This window comes from Streptomyces sp. NPDC090022 (assembly GCF_044748145.1).
In the GTDB taxonomy this organism is placed as follows: Bacteria; Actinomycetota; Actinomycetes; order Streptomycetales; family Streptomycetaceae; genus Streptomyces.
Genome location: NZ_JBIVFN010000030.1, coordinates 70,605 through 89,164, shown reverse-complemented (window position 1 = coordinate 89,164; position 18,560 = coordinate 70,605). Strand labels below are relative to the sequence as shown.

The window sequence follows — 18,560 nt, the reverse complement described above, 5'->3', positions numbered from 1 at the left end:
GGTCGACTTCCTGTCCTACGCGGAGCCCCGTCCTCGTGCCCCGACTTCCCCGAACCGCTTGACAGAACGGGCGAGCCCTTAACTACGCGGCCTTGGCTCTTGACAGGCCGGCCCGGCACGGAAGGACAGTCAAGGACTGACGGGATGACCCCGGAACCCCCACAACGCCCAACGTGAAGGGGACAAGGTCACCCCGCCCCGCACCCACCCCCGCCTCAGGTGTGGCCCCCAGGCCGAAGCGCGCACACGTCCCAGGTGAAGCGGCGCAGCCGCGCCTGCTCGACGTGCGTCGCGGTGTCGCCGTACGTGAGGTTGAGGTGTCGTCCGAGGACGACGAGGGCCACAGTGCCCGCTCCGCCGGCCTTGAGGGCCGCCGCTGCCGACTGGGCGTGGTGGCCGGTGGCCCAAGTGTCGTCGACGAGCAGGACGTGCTCGCCGCGCAGTGCCCCCGACTGGTAGCGGGCGGCTGTGCACGTACGGCCGAGGACGGCGGCGCCCGGTACGGCAGCGAGCAGGTCACGGTAGCGGGTGCGGGTGTGCTCGACCATGTCGGCCACCATCACGCGCAGCGGATGGCTCTCGCGGCCGCTGGTGCTGGGCACCGTGGTGACGAGCTCGAAGCCGGGCACTGCGCAGTGGGTGGCGATGCAGGCCTCGTGCAGGACGAGGAAGCGCCACAGGACCGCCGCCAGCCCCATGCGGAAGTACTGCCGTTGCGGGCCGGACGCGTTCTTGTAGCGCCACAGTTCGTTGGCGTACTGCTCACCCTTGAGTGCCAGGCTCACCGGTACCACGGCGTCGGCGGCGCTCGCGCCGAGGATCCTGCCGGCTTGGTGGCACTGCCAGCACGTGGGATACCCCGCGTTCGACGGCCCGTGACAGACCTGGCAGACGCCCGGGCCGGGACGTAAAGGGTGGACGAGGAAGTTGGCGTAACGGGCGGACAGCCCGACGACGGACACCACCCGGGTCCGCCGGTTACGCCCAGGTCAGCTCGCCCGCGGAGGGGACGAGGGAGTCGAGTACGCGGAAGACGTCGTCCGGACCGTCGATCACCGTGGTGTTGGGCCGGGCCGCGTACTCGCGCGCCCACTCGTGCGTCATGAGGGAGCGCATGAGGAAGACCCGCCGGCCGTGTTCCAGGGCCAGCCGGGCCTGCATGCGCGCACCGCTGCGGTAAGCCGCCTCGACCACGACCGTGGCCAGGCTGTAGCCGCTCATCACGGCGTTGCGCATCGGGAAGGACGTCTTCGAGGGGGGCGCGTCCGGCCAGAACTGGGAGATCAGCAGTCCCCGTGCGGCGATCTCCTGCTGAAGGTGCGCGTTCTGGGCCGGATAGGCGCGGCGCAGGCCGGTGCCGATGACGGCGACGGTCCGGCCGCCCACGGCGAGGGCGCTCGTGTGCGCGGCCGTATCGATGCCCGCCGCCAGACCGCTGACGACGGTGACGCCCCGCTCGGCGAGGCCGCCCGCGATGGCGCGCGCGTGAGCGGTGCCCTCCGGTGTGGGGGTGCGGGTGCCGACCACGGCGACCCGCAGATCGTCCTCCATCGCGGTGCCGCGCAGGAACAGCAAGGGCGGGCGCTGGTGGACCAGTCGCAGGTAGAGCGGGTAGTCCTCGTCCAGGATCGTGACCAGGCGCAGGCCCTCGCGCTCCCACGCGTCGATCTCGGCGACCACGGCGTCCAGGTCAACGGCGGGAGTGGTGTCGAAGAGTGCGCCCTGACCCGACGGGTCGAGTGCGCCGTCGAGGATCTCGCGGGCGCTGCCGACGGCCTCGATCTGGTCGGTGAGCTCGGGCCAGGGACGGTCACCGCGTCGCAGCAGCGCGACGAGCGCGGCTCGCTCCAGCTCCTGGTCCATGCGGCAAGTATAGGGAGGGGCTACCTGGACGTACGAGACTTCGGAAGCGAACACACGCGCGATCACGGTGGGGGCCACTGGCCACTCCGGTCACCCGGCGGCCCCGTCAGGGGCTGAGGTCCAGGACCCGGACCGGTTCGCCCGCCCAGCGGTGGGGTGTGGTCGTCGCGATGACCGCGCCGTCCGGGCGGTCCGGGGTGGGCTGGGCCGCGTGACGGCTGTGGGCGGGGCCCCACGTGTCCTGCCCGGCCACCGCGAGCACGGCGGGCAGGTCCAGGTCGAGCACCGTGATGCCCGGCAGTGCGGCCAGGTGCTCGGCGGTTCCCGGCCGGGCGCGGTCCGCCTCGACCAGCGCGCACGCCGGTGCGTACAGGAACCAGCCCGCCTCGGCATGGGCGCGATGGACGAGCCGGGAGGCCAGGACGTTTCCCTGGCCGAGCGCGGCCATGGCCGTCTGGTCCAGGACGATGTGCACGGCATCGCTCACGGCCGCTGCACCTGCCCCAGCCTGCGGTCCAGCTCGCTGTCGAGGTCGTCCTGCTCGGCCTTCGTGGGCGCGTACCCGTTCCACGCCCTCAGCTCGGCCTGCGCCTTCTCGGCGCGCTCGGCGCGCTCACCGGGCGTCAGCAGGGTGTCCGCCAGCCGGGCCAGGTAGGCGCGCAGCGACAGGCCCTCGGCGGCCGCTATGGCGGCGAGCCGGTCGCGGGCTTCCTCGGGGATCCGGACATTGGCATCGGGCATCGTCGGGCTCCTTCCCACCCGGCCCAGGATAGACGGGTATGGGTACGGGTACGTACCCATACCCGTGCCCTAGCGCTTGCGCAGGACGTGCAGGTCGCCGGTGTCCGGGTCGCCCAGGAGGACGAAGAGGTGCGGGGCCTCGCGGGTTCCCGCGATCTCCCAGGTCATCGGGTGGGCGCAGCCCTCGATCCGGACCTCGGCCGCGTCGCGGCCCGAGACCGAGTGGGCGCTGCCCGGTGTGAACTCCCACGTGCCCGCGCCGGAGGAGCAGGTCTCCGTGGCGGCCGGGCCCCACGGCTCCACCGGGAGATGCTCGGCCACCGCCTCGCCGTTGGCGCGCAGCACCAGGCGGGCCCCCGCGTCGCCCGTCCACGTGCCGACGTACTCCGCGCGCGGCAGCCGCGGCGGGCGGTAGGTCCACGCGTCGGCGCCGAGGAGGGCCGCCAGCAGGGTCGCGAGCAGGACCGCGCCGGTCGCCATGGCCGTGCGCTTCAGCATGAACCGCGGCGAGCGGCCGCGGCGGCGCGCGTACTCGGCGGCCACGAGCGGGAGCAGCCCGCTGGCCGTGAGACAGGCCCAGGACGCGGTGTACGGCGCTCCCACGGCGGTGGGCAGCAGCGCGACCACCGCCGCGCAGGCCGTCAGCAGCACGGGCGGCCAGAGCCAGGAGACGCGCACGCCGGGGAAGCGGCGGGACAGCCTCCGCGACAGGGTCACGGCCGGGACGGTGAGGGTGAGGGCGTGCAGGTAGCCGAGCCCGACGAGGAGGGGCGGGAAGCAGAACAGCAGCGGGAAGGAGAACAGGTACGTTCCGCCGTGGCCCACGCCGTGGTCGTCGCGCAGGCCGGTCGTGACGACGTCGAAGACCAGCAGGAGGACGATCTGCGCCATCGCCACGGACTCGGCCCCCGGTGCCGGCCACCGTGGCGGCCACCGCGAGGGCCGGTGCCTGGCCGGCCGGGGCCGCCGGGCCGGTCGTACCGGCTCGTCGCGCTGCTGCATGGCCGCCCCCGAGGATCTTGAACGCGTTCAAGCCGCGTCGGGGGGACCCTACACCGTCACAGGCCGGGGCTCGCCACCGTCGGCCGTACCACGCACGGCGACTGCTAGCCGGTGTCGGCGCGTTCGGCGCGTTCGGCGTGTTCGGCGGGGCAGGACATCGTCCCGCCGGGCAGCCGGCCGCCGGTCAGGAAGGCGTCGACCCGCTCCCGTACGCACCGCGCGTGGTAGTACGCGCCGTGCCCGTCGCCCTTGTAGTCCAGCACCACCGCGGCCGGCCCGAGCCGGCGGGCGGTCTCCTCCGTCCAGCGGTAGGGGGTGGCCGGGTCGCCGCGGGTACCGACCAGCAGCAGCCGCGGGGAGCCCGCGGGGCGGTCGATCCGGCGGATGTGGTCGGTCCCGGCGGGCCGGCCGTAGCAGGCCAGCACCGTCCGCAGCTGGTACGGCCCGAAGATCTCCGACGCCCTCTCGAACTCGGGCCGCAGCGCCTCGACCTCCCGGGCCACCACCTCCGGACGCGCCTTCTCCTCCCCCCGGTCGGGGTCGTCGGCGCAGTTCACGGCCACCAGCGCCGCCTCGGCGTTGTCCGGGGGCACGTCGTACGGACCGTCCGTCCCGTCGTCCCGCTCGGGCTCGGCCAGCTCCATCAGAGCGGTCGGGTCGTCGTCCCGTTCCGCGCGCGCCAGGCCCTCGGCGAGGGCGGGCCACACCTCGGGCGAGTAGAGCGCGTCCGCGATGACGCCGACGAGGTCCGAGCCCGTCAGGTACGTGCCGTTGCCGACCAGCGGCTTCCGGTTCAGCCGCGCCACCAGGTCGGTCACCTTCTCCTTCGCGGTGCGGGTGTTGGTGCCGTAGACGCACCCCGGCCGGTGGGCGCACCAGGTCAGGAAGTGGTCGAGGGCCCGCTGCTGGCTCTGTGCGGTGGTGAGGGCCTGCTCGGTGAGCGGTGCGGTGAGGGTGTCGACGCCGTCGAGGACCATCCGGCCGACGTGGCGCGGGTACTGGGCGGCGTAGACGGCGCCGAGCCGGGTGCCGTACGAGAACCCGAGGTAGTCGAGCTTGTCCTCGCCCAGGGCGCGGCGCAGCAGGTCCAGGTCACGGGCGACATGGACGGTACCGATGTACGGCAGGACGGGGCCCGAGTGCCGCGCGCACCGCTGGGCCTGCGCGCGCAGGTCGGCGAGCCGGGACACGGCGTCGTCCTCGGCCCCGCCGTCCCCGTTGTCGGGGCGCGGGCCGCAGCTGACGGGGCGGCTGTGGCCGACGCCGCGCGGGTCGAAGGCGACCAGGTCGTACGCCTCGCCGAGGTCGGCGAACAGCGTGTGGTCGGTGGTGAGACTCTCGATGCCGGAGGCGCCGGGCCCGCCGAAGTTCATGACGAGCGAACCGAGGCGCTTGCCGCCGGTGGCCGGGAGCCGGGCGACGGCGATGTCGAGGGTTCCCCGGGCGGGGTCGGCGTGGTCGAGGGGGACCGTGAGGGTGCCGCAGCGCAGGGCGGCGGGCGCGTCGGGCCGCACGCGCTCGCAGCTGCCCCAGCGGATGCCGGCGGGGGTGGGGGTGGCCGCAGGGGCGGGAGTCGCGACCGCGGGTTCCGTCCCCCGGGCCGGCCCGGCGGACGCCGGGCCGGCGGCGGCGACGACCAGGGCGAGGCAGCCGGCAGCGGTGGCGACACGGGAACGGTGCACGGCACCCTCCTCGGCGGCCCCCGGACGACGACCCCGGACGACGGCCCCCGGACGACGGCCCCCGGACGACGGCCCCCGGACGACGGCCCGACCTGACCCGTCCCACCCTAGGCGGCGGGCCCCGCTCCCGCCCGTTACCGCCGGTAGAGGCCTTCGATCTCCCGCTCGTAGTCCCGCGCGACCGCCCCCCGCCTCAGCTTCATCGACGGGGTGAGGTGGCCGCGCGCCTCGCTGAACTCGCCGGGCAGGACCGCGAACCGCCGGATCGACTCGGCCCGCGAGACCAGCTTGTTCGCCTCGTCCACGGCCCTCTGGAGGTCGGCGAGCAGCTCCTCGTCCCGCACCAGCTCGGGCAGCGGCACCCGCTGCTTCTTGTGCATCTGGCGCCAGTGCGCGAGCCCGTCCGGCTCCAGGGTGATCAGGGCGGTGATGTACGGGCGGTTGTCGCCGACGACCATGCACTGGCCGACCAGCGGGTGGGCCCGCAGCCAGTCCTCCAGGGGCGCGGGCGCGACGTTCTTGCCGCCGGAGGTGATGATCAGGTCCTTCTTGCGGCCGGTGATGGTGAGGTAGCCGTCGGCGTCGAGTTCCCCGATGTCGCCGGTGGCGAACCAGGCGCCGGGCTGGGTGCCGTAACCGGTGTTCCAGTACCCGCCGAAGACGTGCCGGCCGCGCAGCAGCACCTCGCCGTCGTCGGCTATGCGGACGGCCGTGCCGGGCATGGGCAGGCCGACCGTGCCCAGGCGCGGCGCCTGGGGCGGGGTGACGGTGCTGGCGCCGGTGGTCTCGGTGAGGCCGTAGCCCTCGTAGACCTCGATGCCGGCGCCGCCGTAGAAGGCGGCGAGGCGGCGGCCGAGGGGGGAGCCGCCGCTGATGACGTAGCGGACGCGGCCGCCGAGGGCCTCGCGGATCCGGCGGTAGACCAGCGGGTCGTACAGGGCGCGGGCGGCGCGCAGGCCCAGGCCCGGCCGGCGGCCCTCGACCGCCTCTCCCAGGCTCCGGGCGACCTTGGCGGCCCGGTCGAAGGAGGCGGCGCGGCCCATCTTCTCGGCGGTGGCGCGGGCGGTGTTGTAGACCTTCTCCAGGACGTACGGGATGGCCAGCAGGAACGTGGGGCGGAAGCCGGCGAAGTCGGCGAGCAGGTCCTCGGTCCGGATGCTGGGCGCGTGCCCGAGGCGGACGCGGGCGCGCAGGCAGCCGACGGCGACCATCCGGCCGAAGACGTGGGCGAGCGGCAGGAAGAGCAGGGTGGAGGCGGGGTCGGTGCTGACGGCCTTGAAGACGGGGTGGAGCAGTTCGACGGCGTTGTCGACCTCGGCGAAGAAGTTGCCGTGGGTCAGGACGCAGCCCTTGGGCCGGCCGGTGGTGCCGGAGGTGTAGATGACGGTGGCGACGGTGTCGGGCGAGCAGAGCGCGCGGCGCTCGTGGACGAGGGCGTCGGGGATGTGCTCACCGGCACGGATCAGGCGGGCGATGGCGCCGGTGTCGAACTCCCACAGGTGCGCGAGGCCGGGCAGGTGGGCCCGTTCGCCGCTGATCAGGCGGGCCTGGACGGTGTCCTCGACGGCGCAGGCGACGGCCCCGGAGTCGTGGATGATCCAGCGGGCCTGGAGGGCCGAGGAGGTCGGGTAGATGGGGACGGTGACCAGGCCCGCGGCCCATCCGGCGAAGTCGAGGAGGGTCCATTCGTACGTCGTGCGCGCCATGATGGCGAGCCGGTCGCCGGGCCGGAGCCCCTCGGCGATGAGCCCCTTGGCGACGGCGAGCACCTCGGCGCGGAACTCGGCGGCCGATACGTCCTGCCAGACGCCGTCGCGGTCCTTGCGGGCGAGGACCGGGTCGGCCGGCGCCTGTTCGGCGTTGTCGAAGGGGATGTCCCCGAGCGACCCGGTCGCGGGCGGCACGGCGAGCGCGGGGACGGACACTTCGCGCACCACCCCGTCGACCACGGTTCTGACGGGCTCCACCAGCTGCGGCTGGACCTCCACGGCGACCTCCTCGTCACGAACGAGTTACCGCCGGTAATTTACGCACGGGTAACGACCGCTGAACAGACCCGCGCACGCCACCTCCCCACCACCTCCACGCGGGTCCCCCGCCCCGACACACGTCCCGACCAGGGCGGAAAGGGGACGGAAGGGCCGACCCGGTCGGCGGTCCACCGGCCGGGCGGTCTTGTGGAGCACCCCGCATGTCACACGTCACCCGGAATCCGACATCTCATATTTTGTACGTCATGACGGAAGCCGAGGGTGACGCGGCGCGGGTGATCGCAGGGCGCTACGAACTGCTGCACAAGCTCGGAACGGGCGGCATGGGCCGGGTCTGGCTGGCCCACGACCCCGTCCTGGACTGCGACGTCGCCATCAAGGAACTCGACGTACCGCCGGACCTGCCCGCGCACGAGGCGAGCGCCCGCGTGGCGCGGGCCCGCGGCGAGGCCCGGCACGCCGCCAAACTCCGCAACCAGCCGAACGTGGTGACGGTCCATGACGTCGTCGAGCACGACGGCCTGCCGTGGATCGTCATGGAGTACGTGCCGGGCGCCATGGACCTGGAGGCCTTCGTCCAGGAACACGGGGCACTGGCACCCGCCGAGGTCGCGGGCGTGGGGCTGGGCGTACTGGAGGCACTGGAGGAGGGTCACCGGCTCGGGATCCTGCACCGGGACGTCAAGCCGGCCAACATCCTCCTCGCGCCCGGCGGCCACGCGTCCACCCGGACCCCCCTTCCCAGCGACTACACCCGCGTGTCGCTCGCCGACTACGGCATCTCCCTCGAGTCGGGGTCCCAGGAGCCGCGCCTCACCAGCATCTCGGGCATCGCCGGAACCCCGGGCTACCTGGCGCCGGAACGGGTGCGCGGCGGGCAGCCGACCCCGGAGTCCGACCTCTTCTCCCTCGGCGCCACGCTGTACTTCGCGGCGGTCGGCGAAGGCCCCTTCGACACGGACACCCCGGCCGCCGCGCTGACGGCGCCGCTGCTCGAGGAAGCGAAGCTGCCCGCCCACCTCTCCAGGGAACTGGCGCAGGTCGTCGACGGACTGCTGGCCAAGGACCCGGCCGAGCGGATCACCGCCGAGGAGGCGGCGCGGCTCCTCGGCGAGGTGGCCGGCGATGGCCACCTCCCGCCGGACGGGAAGCCGGACGGGAAGAAGGGCGGCGGTGGGGGGAGCACCACCCCGGACGGGCAGCAGACGCAGACGGTCCCACCCCCCAATCCGGATCCCGGCCCCGGTACGGGTGAGCCGCCACGCCAGAAGCGGCGGGGCCCCCTGCTCGTCGCCCTCGCCGCGTCCGCCGTGGTGCTCCTGGGCGTGGGCCTGTGGGCGGGATCGACCCTGCTGGACGGTGACGACGACCCGCCCGCGCCGCCGCCCTCCCCGTCCGGACCGCTCATGCCCTACGGCGCCGCCGTGGGCCTGACGAAGGAACTCAAGCCGGGCGACTGCGTCGCGGCCCAGTGGCCGGCCGCGAAGTTCGCGGGCGAGCCCCTGATCAAGACCGTGGACTGCATCAAGGGAGCACCGAGCGGTCAGGTGATCGCGACGCACCTGCCCGCATCCGTCGAGGAAGCCCGGAAAAGCGGCGGCACCGCCTGCGACGCCCTGCTCAGGAGCACGGCCAGCAAGATGGCGGAGGCCAGGGCGTACGGCGTCGCGCCGAGCGAGGAGGGCTGGAGCCGCGGCGTACGGGCCATGCCCTGCCTGCTCTTCAACACCCACGCACCGACCGAGGGGCCGGTCGGCCGCTTTCGTACGTTTGGGCAGGAAATTTCCCTGCGGACCGCTTCGGTCGGCGACTGCTTCGACACGAGGGAAGTGAAGGGCGGCTCCTTGTTCGTCCTCGCGAACTGCGAGACACCACACAAAGAGCAGGTCGTGGGCTTCGCCCACGCGTCGGCGACCGTCAAGTTCAAGGACCTCGAGGCCGGGTCCGAGGCCGCCAACATGTGCGAGAACGACTTCGGCGCCGCCTACACGAACGACCGGCACTTGGTCAGTACGTGGTGGAACAAGGAGTACTGGGACGCCGGATTCCGGCACCTGATGTGCACCGTCGTCATGGCGAACGGAAAGCAGCTCCCCGGCGGCACCGTCCAGCCCGCCGCGCAGGTCCGGGCGCGGCCTGCTCCGGCGGCGCGCCCGTGACCCGGCGGACGGTGCTCAGATGCTGCCGACGACCTTGCGGGGAGTGATACGGACGACCACGCGCGGTGCGTCGTCCTTCGACGCCGGGTTGAAGTCGGCGTACTCCTTGCCCGTGTACTTGCGCGACAGCTCGTCGATCAGGTCCTGGCCGCCCTCTTCCGTCACCCGGGCCGTGCCGCGGATCTCGGCGTACGTGTAGGGCGCGTCGGCCGGGTTGATCATGACGTTGACGCGCGGGTCACGCCGGAGGTTCATCTCCTTGCGGCGGCCGCGGGTCGTCGAGAACAGCAGGTCGTCCCCGTCACGCGTCACCCATACGACGGACTGCTGCACGCTGCCGTCGGGCTGGAGCGTGGCTACGGTCGCGAAGACGGGGGTGTCGATGAGGCTCTTCAGGTCGTCCGAAAGCATGCCGGCCTTCCTTAACGTGATGACGTGACTCCGTAGCGTGACCATCCCACAGTACGCGATCAGCCGTCGCCCGGCCGGTCCGCCGGAGACCGGCCCCTCCGGCGGCAGTCTCCGCATCGGCCACCTGGTGCGGAAGCGCGGTAGGCCCGTTCGCAGCCGTCGCAGGTCTGGAACGGGTCCGGGGGCCTGAAGGCCGGGCGGGGCGGGGCGAGCGGGATCCGGGGCGGCAGCAGCGCGGTGAGCCGGTGGGCGAGGAACCCGGCCGGACTGCGCAGGTACGGCGGCAGGTCGGCGGTCAGGCTGCGGCGTACACCGTCGGCGTCGACGCCGCGTTCCAGCCAGGCCGCGACGCCCGGCGTCAGGCGTTCCACGTCCCGTACGGACAGCAGCAGGCGCGCATCGAGGCCGCGCAGACCCGCGAGGAGGTCGGCGGCGGCCCGCCGCAGCGCCGAGTCACGCGCCGCGGCTTCTGCCCCGGGCACGGCTTCGGCGGTCGGATCCGCCTCGGGCACCGCGCCGGGCGCCGGGTCCGCTTCCGGCGCCGGGTCCGCTTGCCGCTCCGGCTCCGGGTCCGGCGCCGGGCCCTGCTCCGGTACAGGCCCCGCCTCGGGCGACGGCGGCGGTACGGCCGGTGCGACGGCGGCGGCCGGTTCGGCCGGTTCCGGAGCCGGAGCCGGAGCCGGAGCCTGGACAGCCGGAGCCTGGGCCGGTTCCGGAGCCGGAGCCTGGACAGCCGGTGCCTCCTGCGCGCCCCGAGGCCTGTTGTACGAGACGGTGCGGGTGACCAGGCGGCCCGTGGGCAGCTTCTCGCGGATGCGCTCCAGGTAGCCGTACGCCTCCAGCTCGCGCAGGGCGGCCGCCAGCCGCTGCTCGCTCTCCGGGAAGACCTCGGCCAGGTCCTTGATTCCGACGCCGGTGCCGTCCGGCACCGACTGGATGTACACCGCCAGCCCGATCGCCGTCGCCGAGAGTTCGCCGTGCTGGGCGAGGTGGTTGCCGATGACCACGAAGTTGCCGGTGTGCCGGACGTTGACGTGGCGGACACCAAATCGGGGGGACCTGCGGGGAACATGCGGGCGCCGCGTCGTGGGGCGCGCTAGGGTGCTGGAAACCATGCGGAAGCTGTCGACTTCCTCTTGGATCAGGCCCTCGTCCGGGATTGCCGTCCCGGCGGGGGCCGTCTCATGCCTGCGGCTGTCGACGTGAGCATATGCCCGGCAACCTGCCCGAAATCCAGTCCGGTTGGGACAGTTCACCCGTGTGAGCGACGCGGCGCCGCGGGGAGGCAGGGAGGGGCTTGGTCGGTTCTTTCCCTGGTTCTTCAAAAGCAGTTGATGTCGGTGGCCGCCGCGTTGCGCGGCACCGGATCGCACGCACCCGCGATCCGGTATCCCGGGCCCCGGGGCCCTGATGGGCCGGCCGGGACCCCGGGCTTCGCGCGGGCCGGTCTCAGCGGCGGGCCAGCGCCAGCACGCTCAGCCCGAACATCACGACGCCCAGCGGGAGATGGACCGACGGCACGTGCGCGATACCGAGCACGACCTGGGCGGAGGCGAGTACGAGGAAGCCCGACGCGTGCAGCACGGGCCGCGGCGAGCCGCCGCCCGGCTTCCACGCCAGGACTGCCGCGAGGACGTACAGCATCGACGCCGCGTACATCACGCGGGCCCCGACGCTGTGCAAGGTCTCTCCGTGGGGCGCGGTCAACAGCAGTCCGGCGGAGACCGCCTGGAGGAGGATGGTCAGGGTCTGCAGGGCTATCGCGATCCGCAGGAACGAGGTCCCGCGCGGTGCGTCCGTGGCCGTCAGCGCCGTCGTCGCCTGAGTGGTCATGTGACAGTCCCCTTGTCCGCCCTCGGGCAGTGGATCGATAAGGTCTCACCAGCCCGACGAGATGGGTCTGCGAAAGGTAAGGCGAGGGGGAGCGGGGACCATGGGGGCTGCCAGTCCCGGCACGGACGGCCGGACGGCCGACGGCGAGCGACGGCAACTGATCAATGTTGCCTACCGGTTGCTCGGTTCCGTGACGGAGGCCGAGGACGCCGTCCAGGACGCCTACGCGCGCTGGTACGGACTGCCGCCCGGCCGGCGGGAGGAGATCCTGTCCCCGGGCGCCTGGTTGACGACGGTGACCGGCCGCATCTGCCTGGACCTGCTCGGCTCGGCCCGGGCCCGCCGCGAACGCTACGTCGGGGCGTGGCTGCCCGAGCCGCTGCCCGACCGCTCGGAGCGGGACGGGACCGGCCCGCCCGACCCCGCCGACCAGATCGTCCTCGACGAGTCGGTGACCATGGCCTTCCTCGTCGTCCTGGAGTCGATGACGCCCGCCGAGCGGGTGGCGTTCGTCCTGCACGACGTCTTCCGCTACCCGTTCGCCGAGATCGCCGACGTACTCGGCCGGACCCCCGCGGCCTGCAAGCAACTGGCGGCCTCGGCCCGGCGGCGGGTGAGCGCGCCCGCCCCGTCCCCGGCACCCGACGGCCGGGCCGAGGCGGTCCGGCACGTCAAGGAGGCGTGGCAGACCAAGGACATCGCCGCCCTCGTCGCCCTCCTCGACCCGGCCGCCGTGATGACCGCCGACGGCGGCGGCCTGGTCGGGACCGTCCTGCGTCCGGTCGAGGGCGCCCTGCGCATCGCCCAGCACCTGCTCGCCATCGCCGACAAGGCCCCGGGCCTCGAACTCCTGGAACGGTCCGTCAACGGCGTACCCGGCCTGGTGGCCCGGCACGCGGGGCGCGTCGTGACGGTGGCGGCGTTCGACGTCACCGGGGGCCGCGTCAGCCGGATCTGGGCGGTCCGCAACCCCGGGAAGCTGCGGCCGTGGACACGGGAGGGTCAGGTCGTTTCGGGGCCCGGTCCGGCAGCAACGGCTCGATCCTCGCCTAGCGTGGGGGAATGATCTTTCAGCGCGAGGACATCGATCTGCCCGAGGACCGCGGGTGCCTGCGGTGGGTGCTGGGCGTGCCGTTGGCGCTCGTCCACGCCGTGGCGGCGCTCTTCTGCTACGCCACCCTCGCCATGCGGCCCGACGGGCCGGAGGACCACCGCACCCGCCTCGACATCGAGGCGAGTGCCACCGCCGTGCTGCTCGTGAGCCTGACCGCGCTGCTGATCACGGTCCTGCCGCCGTTCCGCCGGACCCTGGGCCGCTGGTGGTACGCCGTACCGCTGCTGCTGTCGCTGGTCGCGGTGGTCCGCGCGAAGACCGCCTGACGGGCGGGCGGACGGGCGAACGGGCGGACAGCACCGCGCCCCGCCGGGCGGGGCCCGGCGGGGCGCGGTGGCTGTGCTGTGGAGCGTCGGGCGTCAGGCGGTCGCGGGGACCGCGGCCTTGGGCTCCGCCGCGGGGGCGTCGTCCTCGTCCAGCGGGGAGGCGGACGCGGTGGCGTAGGCCTCCTTGTCCAGGATGTTCTCGCGGGCCGCGACCACGACCGGGACCAGCGCCTGGCCCGCCACGTTGGTGGCCGTACGCATCATGTCGAGGATCGGGTCGATGGCCAGCAGCAGGCCCACGCCCTCCAGGGGCAGGCCCAGGGTGGAGAGGGTCAGCGTCAGCATGACCGTGGCGCCCGTCAGGCCGGCGGTGGCGGCGGAGCCGACGACCGACACGAACGCGATGAGCAGGTACTCCCTGATGCCCAGCTGCACGTCGAAGATCTGGGCGATGAAGATCGCGGCGAGCGCCGGGTAGATCGCGGCGCAGCCGTCCATCTTGGTGGTCGCGCCGAACGGCACGGCGAAGGACGCGTACTCCTTCGGGACGCCGAGGCGCTCGGTGACCTTCTGGGTGACCGGCATCGTGCCGACGGAGGAGCGGGAGACGAAGGCCAGCTGGATGGCGGGCCAGGCGCCCTTGAAGAACTGCAGCGGGCTGACCTTGGCGACGGTGGCGAGCAGCAGCGGGTAGACGCCGAACATCACGATCGCGCAGCCGATGTAGACGTCGGCGGTGAAGGTGGCGTACTTGCCGATCAGGTCCCAGCCGTAGGTGCCGATGGCGGTGCCGATGAGGCCGACGGTGCCGAGCGGGGCGAGCCGGATGACCCACCACAGGGCCTTCTGGAGCAGCGCCAGGACGGACTCGGAGAAGGTGAGGATCGGCTGGGCCTTCTCGCCGAGCTGGAGGGCGGCGATACCGGCGACGGCGGCCATGAAGACGATCTGCAGGACGTTCAGCTCGGTGAACGGCGTGATGACGTCGGTGGGCACGATGCCGGTCAGGAAGTCGATCCAGGAGCCCTGGCGCTTGGGCAGCTTGCCGTCGGCCGGGGTGAGGCCGGTGCCGGCGCCCGGGTCGGTCAGCAGGCCGATCGTGATGCCGATGGCGACCGCGATCAGCGAGGTGATCATGAACCAGAGCAGGGTGCGGGAGGCGAGCCGTGCGGCGTTGTTCACCTTCCGCAGGTTGGTGATGGACACCAGGATCGCGAAGAAGACGAGCGGGGCGACGGCCAGCTTCAGCAGCTGGACGAAGATGTCGCCGACGCGCTCGAGGGTCTCCTTGAGCCAGCTGATGTCCTGGTCGCGGGCGAGCCAGCCCAGCAGGACACCGAGCACGAGGCCGGCGACGATCTGGGCCCAGAAGGGGAATTTGAACGAGGACTTGGGAGCCTCGACGGTTGCGGACACGGGCACACTCCGGTGGCGACGCACAAGAAAGCGGGGGGACGTTTCTGCGAGGTGTTGCGGTGCGGCAGCCAGGAGGAGCCCGGCCGGGACCGCTGCTGAGCACTTACGAACAGCAACAGGCCGCGGACACGCGGCGGCAGAGATCGACGTGCAGGCGCGCCACGAGCGGAACGCTCATGGCAGTCGGAGGCGCGGCAGCAGTCAACATGCTGAGGACGCTAACACTTATCCTTTGAGAATCTCAAAGGGACCCTTTGAGCCAGGCAGCCGCAAAAACGCCGCCGCCCCGGTACGGGACGGCAGTTCCTGTACCGGGGCGGCGTGCGGGTGTGAGGAAGGTTACGACCGCGCGGGGGTTACGACCGCGCGGCGCGGGCGGCGTCGTCGGCCGCGTCCTCCTGGCTGCGGTTGTCGGCCAGGCGCGCCTTGGCGCCGGCGACCCGGTCCACGATCTGCTCGGACATCTCGTCGCGCTGCTTGCGCAGCAGGACGAAGGAGAGCGGCGCGGACAGCACCAGCGCGAGCAGCGCGACCCAGGCGAGGTTGGCGTCGCCGATGCTGGAGGGCACGAACCCGACGCGGGCCAGCCCCCAGACGGCGAGGAAGCACCCGACGAAGATGCCCAGCCGCATCGCGGTGTAGCGGATCGTTGCGCTCGGCCTCTGGGACACGGTGACCCCTTGTCTGTCGGTACGTCCGGTGATGCCCGTCCAGTGAAGCACGCCGGGCCGGTCGTCAGTGCAGCGGGAGCAGCATCGTGATGTCGTCGCGGTCGTCGCCCGGGGCGACGCGGATGGCGCCGGGGACCCGCCCGACCTCCTTGTAGCCGCAGGAGCCGTAGAAGTGCTCCAGGCCCGTGCCGCCGCGGCAGCCCAGGCGTACGGCCTCGATGCCCTCGATGGAGCGGGCCGCGTCGGCGACGGCCGCCATCAGCGCCCGGCCGGCGCCCCGGCCCTGGTGGCGCGGGTGGACCATGACCGTGTAGGCCCAGACCCAGTGCGTCATCAGCCGGTGGCTGTTGAGGCTGAGGAAGGCGGTGGCGGCGAGCCGGCCGTCCTCGTCGTGGCCGACGAGCAGGCGGGTACGGCCCTCGGCCAGGGCGGGCAGGTACTTGTCCATCTCGGGGCGGATCGTCGCGGTGGAGACGGGCGGTACGAAGCCGACGGAACCGCCGGCGTTGGTGACCTCGGCCCAGAGTTCGACCACGGCGTCGGTCAGGGCGGCGTCGACGGCGGGGTCGAGCGTGAACGTAAGGGGCATGGAAGGAGATTATCTATTACCCGCGTGAACGGGACAAGGCATCGAGGGCGACGCCGGGGCAACGGAGGCGGAAACGGAAACGGGTGAGGCCCCGCCCCTCCCGGGGCGGGGCCTCACCCTCCACGCTCAACGCTCAACGCGTCAGAGGCGCATCGGCTGCGGCGACTCGCGCAGCGAGGCGTCCGGGCCCGGGTACTCGCGGATCACCTCGTAGCGCGTGTTGCGCTCCACGGGCCGGAACCCGGCCTCGCGGATCAGCTCCAGGAGGTCGTCCCGGGTGAGCTTGTTGGGGGTGCCGTAGTTGTCGGCGTCGTGCGTGATCTTGTACTCGACGACCGAGCCGTCCATGTCGTCCGCGCCGTGCTGGAGGGCGAGCTGGGCGGTCTGCACGCCGTGCATCACCCAGAAGACCTTGACGTGCGGGACGTTGTCGAAGAGGAGGCGCGAGACCGCGAAGGTCTTCAGCGCCTCCGCGCCCGTCGCCATCGTCGTCCGCGCCTGGAGCCGGTTGCGGATCTTGCCGTCCTTCATGTCCACGAAGTCGTGCTGGTAGCGCAGCGGGATGAAGACCTGGAAGCCGCCGGTCTCGTCCTGGAGCTCGCGCAGCCGCAGCACGTGGTCCACCCGGTGGCGCGGCTCCTCGATGTGCCCGTAGAGCATCGTGGAGGGGGTCTTGAGACCCTTCTCGTGCGCCAGGCGGTGGATGCGCGACCAGTCCTCCCAGTGGGTGGCGTGGTCGACGATGTGCTGGCGGACCTCCCAGTCGAAGATCTCCGCGCCGCCGCCGGTCAGCGACTCCAGGCCGGCGTCGATCAGCTCGTCCAGGATCTCCGAGGCGGACAGCCCCGAGATGGTCTCGAAGTGGTGGATCTCGGTCGCCGTGAACGCCTTCAGCGAGACGTTCGGCAGCGCCTTCTTCAGCTCCGAGAGCGAGCGCGGGTAGTAGCGCCACGGCAGGTTGGGGTGCAGGCCGTTGACGATGTGCAGCTCGGTGAGGTTCTCGTTCTCCATGGCCTTGGCCAGGCGGACGGCCTCCTCGATGCGCATCGTGTACGCGTCCTTCTCGCCCGGCTTGCGCTGGAAGGAGCAGTACGCGCACGACGCGGTGCACACGTTCGTCATGTTGAGGTGGCGGTTGACGTTGAAGTGCACGACGTCGCCGTTCAGGCGGGTGCGCACCTCGTGGGCGAGACCTCCCAGCCAGGCCAGGTCGTCCGACGCGTAGAGGGCGATGCCGTCCTCACGCGTCAGCCGCTCGCCGGAGCGGACCTTCTCCTCCAGCTCGCGCTTGAGCCCAGCGTCCATGCGCGGGTCGCCTCCTGTCGTACGTACTGCCCTGTACTGCCCTGTCCTGCAACGCTCCCCCGGGCTCCGCCCGGGGGCCACCCCACCGTACTCTCAGCGCTCTTCCGGCAGATCCCCGACCCGGTTCTCCCACTTCGTCGACAGCACGATGGTGGTACGGGTGCGCGAGACGCCCTTGGTGCCCGACAGCTTGCGGATGATCTTCTCCAGGCCGTCGACGTCGCTGGCGCGGACCTTGAGCATGAAGGAGTCGTCGCCGGCGATGAACCAGCAGTCCTCGATCTCGGCGAGGTCGCGCAGCCGGCGGGCCACGTCCTCGTGGTCGGCCGCGTCGGAGAGCGAGATGCCGATCAGCGCGGTGACGCCGAGGCCGAGCGAGGCCGCGTCGACCGTCGCGCGGTAGCCGGTGATCACACCGGCGGTCTCCAGCCGGTTGATCCGGTCGGTGACGCTGGGGCCGGAGAGGCCGACGAGGCGGCCCAGCTCCGCGTAGGAGGCACGTCCGTTCTCCCTCAGTGCCTGAATGAGCTGCCTGTCCACCGCATCCATGTGCCTGAAGCCTTCCATTATTCGGCGATCCCGCAAGTTTACGTATAGAATCGAAGGTGCACAGGGTCGACACCCTGTGAATCTTTCAACAGATCAATGACGATCTTCAGGAGTGGTTCACCGTGTACACGATCGAGATGGCCTACGCGCATATGCGACAGCTCCAGGAGCTGGCCAACCGATCCCGTGCCCACCAGCCCGCCGCCGCCCACCGCGTCGACAAGGCGCGCAAGCCGCTGAGCAGCAAGAAGCGCTAGCTCTCCCGAGGGCGTGAGCTGCCAAGCTCACCCTCCCAACGGCGGTACAGCCGGTGCGGCACCCCTGCCGCGTCGAGCACCCGCCCCGCGACGAAGTCCACGAGATCCTGGATGTGCGTCGCACCCGCGTAGAACGCCGGTGAGGCGGGCAGCACGACCGCGCCCGCCTCGTCGAGCGCCACCAGATGCTTCAGGGTCTGACCGTTCAGCGGGGTCTCCCGCACCGCGACCACCAGCCGGCGCCGCTCCTTGAGCGTCACGCTCGCCACCCGCTGGAGCAGGTCCTTCGACAGCCCGAGCGCGACCCCGGCCACGCAGGCCGTCGACGCCGGCACGATCAGCATCCCCTTGACGGGGTACGAACCCGACGACGGCCCGGCGGCCAGGTCCCCCGCCGCCCAGTACCGCACGCCGTCCAGGTCCAGCCCGGTGAACGTCCCCGGTTTGCCGTCGGCCCCGCGGCCCAGCCACTGCTCCAGGTCCTCCCGCCAGTGCGCGTCGCGGAAGGCGATACCGGTCTCGTCGAGCAGGGTCAGCCGTGAGGCCCGGCTGACCACGAGGTCCACGCTCTCACCGGCCGCCAGCAGTCCGCGCAGCACGGACGCCGCGTACGGCGTCCCGGAGGCCCCGGACACCCCGACCACCCACGGGGTGCGCTTGCCGTCAGTCATGGCTCCGAGGGTATCCGGCCACCCGGTACCGGGCTCCGGT

The 18,560-nt window shown here is 72.4% G+C and carries 20 protein-coding genes; 4 read left to right on the top strand and 16 right to left on the bottom strand.

Going from position 1 to position 18,560, the window contains the following annotated elements:
• Positions 1-215 precede the first annotated feature (215 nt).
• The 7 genes from ACIPXB_RS32935 to ACIPXB_RS32905 form a co-directional block, all read right to left on the bottom strand.
• Positions 216-785, bottom strand: coding sequence for a hypothetical protein (locus ACIPXB_RS32935; RefSeq protein ID WP_401455917.1), 570 nt, complete (start codon positions 783-785; stop codon positions 216-218).
• 193 nt (positions 786-978) lie between these two features.
• Complete coding sequence (locus tag ACIPXB_RS32930; protein WP_401455916.1) at positions 979-1,863, bottom strand: DNA-processing protein DprA; 885 nt, start codon at positions 1,861-1,863, stop codon at positions 979-981.
• A gap of 106 nt (positions 1,864-1,969) precedes the next feature.
• Entirely contained in the window at positions 1,970-2,350 is a 381-nt protein-coding gene (locus ACIPXB_RS32925; RefSeq protein WP_401455915.1) for a hypothetical protein, read from the bottom strand.
• Positions 2,347-2,604 carry an Arc family DNA-binding protein gene (locus ACIPXB_RS32920; RefSeq protein WP_401455913.1) on the bottom strand — a complete coding sequence of 86 codons (258 nt, stop codon included), beginning with the start codon at positions 2,602-2,604 and terminating at the stop codon, positions 2,347-2,349. Before ACIPXB_RS32920 ends, ACIPXB_RS32925 begins: the two co-directional genes overlap by 4 nt.
• 69 nt (positions 2,605-2,673) lie before the next feature.
• Positions 2,674-3,501: a hypothetical protein gene (locus tag ACIPXB_RS32915; RefSeq protein ID WP_401455910.1), complete on the bottom strand. Its 828-nt coding sequence runs from the start codon at positions 3,499-3,501 to the stop codon at positions 2,674-2,676.
• 209 nt (positions 3,502-3,710) lie between these two features.
• Positions 3,711-5,288 (bottom strand): alpha/beta hydrolase, encoded by a 1,578-nt coding sequence (locus tag ACIPXB_RS32910; RefSeq protein WP_401455908.1) that lies wholly within the window; start codon positions 5,286-5,288, stop codon positions 3,711-3,713.
• A gap of 134 nt (positions 5,289-5,422) precedes the next feature.
• Positions 5,423-7,276, bottom strand: a complete 1,854-nt coding sequence (locus ACIPXB_RS32905; protein ID WP_401455906.1) for an AMP-dependent synthetase/ligase — start codon at positions 7,274-7,276, stop codon at positions 5,423-5,425.
• Between the two features lie 248 nt (positions 7,277-7,524).
• Between ACIPXB_RS32905 and ACIPXB_RS32900 the strand changes: the two genes are divergently transcribed.
• Entirely contained in the window at positions 7,525-9,438 is a 1,914-nt protein-coding gene (locus ACIPXB_RS32900) for a protein kinase (RefSeq protein WP_401455904.1), read from the top strand.
• Between the two features lie 15 nt (positions 9,439-9,453).
• On the opposite strand, the gene ACIPXB_RS32895 is transcribed toward ACIPXB_RS32900, so the two are convergent.
• From ACIPXB_RS32895 to ACIPXB_RS32885, 3 genes are all read right to left on the bottom strand, one after another.
• On the bottom strand, positions 9,454-9,849 hold the full coding sequence (locus ACIPXB_RS32895; RefSeq protein WP_401455902.1) for a PPOX class F420-dependent oxidoreductase: 396 nt from the start codon (positions 9,847-9,849) through the stop codon (positions 9,454-9,456).
• A gap of 59 nt (positions 9,850-9,908) precedes the next feature.
• A complete protein-coding gene (locus ACIPXB_RS32890; protein ID WP_401455900.1) occupies positions 9,909-10,856 on the bottom strand; it encodes a helix-turn-helix domain-containing protein in 948 nt (315 codons plus the stop codon).
• A 442-nt stretch (positions 10,857-11,298) separates the two neighbouring features.
• Positions 11,299-11,682, bottom strand: a complete 384-nt coding sequence (locus tag ACIPXB_RS32885; protein ID WP_401455899.1) for a hypothetical protein — start codon at positions 11,680-11,682, stop codon at positions 11,299-11,301.
• 100 nt (positions 11,683-11,782) lie between these two features.
• Between ACIPXB_RS32885 and sigJ the strand changes: the two genes are divergently transcribed.
• On the top strand, positions 11,783-12,748 hold the full coding sequence (gene sigJ / locus ACIPXB_RS32880; RefSeq protein WP_401455897.1) for an RNA polymerase sigma factor SigJ: 966 nt from the start codon (positions 11,783-11,785) through the stop codon (positions 12,746-12,748).
• Positions 12,745-13,062 (top strand): hypothetical protein, encoded by a 318-nt coding sequence (locus ACIPXB_RS32875; RefSeq protein WP_401455895.1) that lies wholly within the window; start codon positions 12,745-12,747, stop codon positions 13,060-13,062. The genes sigJ and ACIPXB_RS32875 overlap by 4 nt, the downstream gene beginning before the upstream one ends.
• 93 nt (positions 13,063-13,155) lie before the next feature.
• Here the strand turns inward: ACIPXB_RS32875 and ACIPXB_RS32870 are convergent, their stop codons facing one another.
• The 5 genes from ACIPXB_RS32870 to ACIPXB_RS32850 all read right to left on the bottom strand — a co-directional run bounded on the left by ACIPXB_RS32870 (position 13,156) and on the right by ACIPXB_RS32850 (position 17,592).
• Positions 13,156-14,484 (bottom strand): dicarboxylate/amino acid:cation symporter, encoded by a 1,329-nt coding sequence (locus tag ACIPXB_RS32870; protein WP_401455893.1) that lies wholly within the window; start codon positions 14,482-14,484, stop codon positions 13,156-13,158.
• 350 nt (positions 14,485-14,834) lie between these two features.
• Complete coding sequence (locus ACIPXB_RS32865) at positions 14,835-15,110, bottom strand: DUF4229 domain-containing protein (RefSeq protein WP_401455932.1); 276 nt, start codon at positions 15,108-15,110, stop codon at positions 14,835-14,837.
• A gap of 103 nt (positions 15,111-15,213) precedes the next feature.
• Positions 15,214-15,738, bottom strand: coding sequence for a GNAT family N-acetyltransferase (locus tag ACIPXB_RS32860; protein ID WP_401455891.1), 525 nt, complete (start codon positions 15,736-15,738; stop codon positions 15,214-15,216).
• A gap of 141 nt (positions 15,739-15,879) precedes the next feature.
• On the bottom strand, positions 15,880-17,043 hold the full coding sequence (gene mqnE, locus ACIPXB_RS32855; protein ID WP_401455889.1) for an aminofutalosine synthase MqnE: 1,164 nt from the start codon (positions 17,041-17,043) through the stop codon (positions 15,880-15,882).
• 93 nt (positions 17,044-17,136) lie between these two features.
• On the bottom strand, positions 17,137-17,592 hold the full coding sequence (locus ACIPXB_RS32850) for an Lrp/AsnC family transcriptional regulator (protein ID WP_361722164.1): 456 nt from the start codon (positions 17,590-17,592) through the stop codon (positions 17,137-17,139).
• A 122-nt stretch (positions 17,593-17,714) separates the two neighbouring features.
• Here ACIPXB_RS32850 and ACIPXB_RS32845 point away from each other — a divergent pair, with 122 nt between their 5' ends.
• A complete protein-coding gene (locus tag ACIPXB_RS32845; RefSeq protein WP_401455934.1) occupies positions 17,715-17,849 on the top strand; it encodes a hypothetical protein in 135 nt (44 codons plus the stop codon).
• On the opposite strand, the gene ACIPXB_RS32840 is transcribed toward ACIPXB_RS32845, so the two are convergent.
• Positions 17,846-18,520, bottom strand: coding sequence for a UbiX family flavin prenyltransferase (locus ACIPXB_RS32840; RefSeq protein WP_401455886.1), 675 nt, complete (start codon positions 18,518-18,520; stop codon positions 17,846-17,848). The genes ACIPXB_RS32845 and ACIPXB_RS32840 overlap by 4 nt on opposite strands.
• Positions 18,521-18,560: the final 40 nt, after the last annotated feature.